Annotated in this window: 2 protein-coding genes; both read right to left on the bottom strand. The window is 28.3% G+C overall.

The window, feature by feature from the left end:
- Nucleotides 1-848, bottom strand: an 848-nt coding sequence (locus ACFQ0S_RS11580) for a leucine-rich repeat domain-containing protein (protein ID WP_379819099.1), incomplete at its 3' end; no start/stop codon positions are given.
- 141 nt (nucleotides 849-989) lie between these two features.
- Nucleotides 990-1,586 carry a hypothetical protein gene (locus ACFQ0S_RS11585; RefSeq protein ID WP_379758259.1) on the bottom strand — a complete coding sequence of 199 codons (597 nt, stop codon included), beginning with the start codon at nucleotides 1,584-1,586 and terminating at the stop codon, nucleotides 990-992.
- Nucleotides 1,587-3,570: the final 1,984 nt, after the last annotated feature.

Below are 3,570 nucleotides of genomic sequence, written 5' to 3' on the forward strand. Positions count from 1 at the left end.
AAATCATTATTCGCTCTATTGTAACGAGTGATGTTGGGTAAATTAGTAAGTAACACATCATCGCCTTTATAAACAAACTCGGGTAACGAAAGTGTTTGATAACCTAGCGGCAAATAGATGTTGGTATTTAATAATGCTTGAGTATCAGAAATTTGGTTATAACTTACATCTACAGAAGTGAGACTAAGTAGGTTTTCAAGTGCTTTTGGCAGTACCGTTAGTTTATTATTGGACAATGACAATGTCTGTAGGTTTGTCAAATTACCTATGCTCGCAGGAATAGAAGTGAATTTATTATATGAGAGATTTATAGTTTCTAATGCAGTCAAATTACCTATAACATCGAAAATAGGCCCTTCTAGAGAATTACTAGTCAAATTCAATGATTTAAGTTTGATTAAATTACCAAGTGAATTCGGAATTGTTCCTGAAATTTTGCAGGAAGTTAAATTTAGATTTTCTAAACTTTCCAATCCTGATAAGTTATTTAAATCGGATGTACTTAAATCATTAGGATAATAATAGTATGGATAACTCGAAGCATTCAAATCCAAACTTCTAAGGAATTTTAAATTGCTAAAAGTAGTTGGTAATACTCCACTAATGTTATTTCCATATAAATTAATTGCAACGACATGTTCATTCTCAATGGTTACTCCATACCAATCAGTAGTATGCAAATTATTGGTACTAATGTCCCATTTAGTATTCCAATTGTCACCGCCCATGGAATTATAGACATCTACCAGAGCTTGATATTCTATAGTGGTTACAGGATTGTTTTGAGCAAAAAAAGGTAATGAAAAAAACAAGAAGAACATTTTCATTAAATAATATTTTTTTTTCATTTTTTTAACTGTTATTTGATTAATATTGTTCTACTTATTAAGTACAATTTGTTGTTTTTTAATTGTCGATAATTTATTTATTTGTTGCCATTTTATAGCATTTCGATATCCTTTTGTAATAAACTAGCCCATAATAAATTCCTATATTTTAGTAGTTCGTACCAAAAAGGTGAAAGTTCCCGAAACTGGCTTACTGATTTCTGGAGTAGAAATAATTCTTGCTTTGAGTTTATAGGAGCACTTTACTCTAAAAATGGAATAATTGGTCTCGCTTTTTATGTATTTTACTTCGGTTACTTGATTGTATTCTTCATCCGAAAATCCTTCATTACTAACCAATTTTTTACTCAAGTCATCCAAACTGTTTTGATCTAAAGGTAATTTTTGAGAAAATTGAAAAGGTTCCTCGTTATCGAGATAACTTTTTATTTTGTATTTTTTTAATTCTCTATTTTTAACAATTTTAGAACTGTCCTTTGGATAAGTAAAGCATAATGCCGCTTTTGTAGAGGCTGAATAAAATGATATAATATTAGTGCTATCATTTTTAGCATTGGCAGGAAAATCTAAATCACAGTCTACCCATCTTTCCCAATCAGGTGTTTTAAATGAAAAGTGTAACCTATTTGAAGCCTCACTATTTGACGAAGTTGAATCAGTATTAGATTCCGAATTGCAGGAATAAAAAACAGACAGAATAATGGATGAACCTAATAATAGTTTTGTGTTAAATTTCATATTTTCTTAATTTTTATTTCCCTACTCTTTTAGCTTTTCGGTAACACTCAGTTTTTAGTGGTTTCTGGTCTCCATTTTTCAATTAGTATAGGGGTAATTTCGAACATTGCAGACGACCAAACTACTAGAATCGCTTCCAAATATTTTGGTTTTTGAGGCTAGTTTACAAGATTGTCGCCCAAAAACTTTTAATCTACAATGTTTTGCATTGTATACAAGAATCAGTTCTTTTTGCCGATTTAAAAATTTTGAACATAGTTATTCTAAATATAAATTATTTATTTAAAGCAATTTGTAGATTTAAATAATTTATAAAATTCTTAAAAATAATTGCTGGATAATTTCGTGGGATTTTTTTTCGACGGTTAGTAAATATGTATAGACGAATAGCCTAATACATTCGATTAAATAATTTAAAAAAAATGAAATATTTTGATTTTTTTGGAGAAACTTATTGGTTATAAATAAATTAAGGTGTTTCATCAAAATGTCTCTATTTCACTAGCTTATGGGAATGACTTCTTTACCTATTAAAACAGTATTATCGTGGATATCCAAAATTTTATCAATAATAATATGCGATACATGAATTTGTGGGAACTTTGTAATTGGTAAATTTTTTAATCCAAATTTAAATTATTGTATTTTAAAGCAGTGTCTTCATACTTATTTTTTAATTGTAAAAAAGAATGTTGCACCATCATTCTGCATGCTTTCTCCCAAATCTTTAACGTTCTCTTTTTCGAAAATTGTTTTAACTATAGAAAGCCCAATTCCATGATTCCCTCTATTTGATTGTAGTGATTAAAAAATCTGAAATATTTTTTCTTGATTTTCACTCGCTATTCCTGGACTGTTATCATTAATAGAAAAAACATATTCGCTTTTATTTTCTGAATAAGATATTGAAATATTACCTGTAGGCTTATCATTATATTAATAAGGCCTTTACTATGAAATTTTGAAATAACTGGTACATTTATATCTGTCAGAGATAACTCACTTTAGACTAGTTCCTTAAAAGTAGTATTATTAGATATTCTCAAATTAGTACAAGTATTTTCTCTGCCTGCACTAATCTTAGCTTTTGCTTGATGGTTCTCGAACCAACCATTATTGTTCTTGAAGTTTATTAAATCATCATTTATCAATATTAGCACGACCTTTTGACATTTCAAAGAGAATTAAAAAAAATATTGACTTTTTTATCTAACCTTATGACTAATTATTATTGGAAGGATAATATAGTCAATAATAAATTTTATAAAAAATGTTTGAAGAATTAAAATAGGACCTACATTTTTTTTTAATTAAGGAGAAATTTTAAATCATTATAAAATCGCTATTAGTTCAGTTGGTTCACATCACCTCAATTAAACCGCAGGAGCCTAAGGTTTGAACCACTAATTGCTCAAAAAAATTCAACAGAAATATTAGAGTTCTTTTTATGGCATTTTCTCAATAAAAAATTCAAGAAACTCTAACAATTGGTTTGAAGATAAATCAATATCGCCCACCATCCCGGACAAATTCATTTTTTTTTGAATTTGTCCTTTTTTTTATCCTCTGTGAAAGTTCGTTAATACTAGCAATTCTCAAAAATAAAGGGTTTAAATCGGCGGTTCGAACTTTTTTATTATCGAATTGAAACTTTTTCGGAAATATCGAACCAATTATTCTTCGTTTGCCCTCTATATCTGATTCATTATATTGACATTCAATAGATTTGAGCTTCATCAAAACATTTTCATAGATTTCAATAACCCTCTTTTTGTCTTCTAGTTCAACTTCGTTTGATTTTAATTCTTGATGAATTTTATCGTACCGTTCTTTTGCAATTTTATATTCTGATTTGTCAATATTTTCCTAAACATATAAGTCTTGTAATCTAACTAATACCGTTTAATCTTTGAAAACACCGTAAAAGGTATTTTTGTAAAATTCATATCTAGTAATTGATTTTACCAAATTCCCTTCCAAGTCA

This window comes from Flavobacterium myungsuense, from assembly GCF_042677265.1.
Classification (GTDB): Bacteria; Bacteroidota; Bacteroidia; order Flavobacteriales; family Flavobacteriaceae; genus Flavobacterium; species Flavobacterium myungsuense.

What these genes read in the sequence shown, in the direction of transcription:
- ACFQ0S_RS11585 (WP_379758259.1), bottom strand. Translation starts at nt 1,586, where the DNA reads ATGAAATTTAACACAAAACTATTATTAGGTTCATCCATTATTCTGTCT.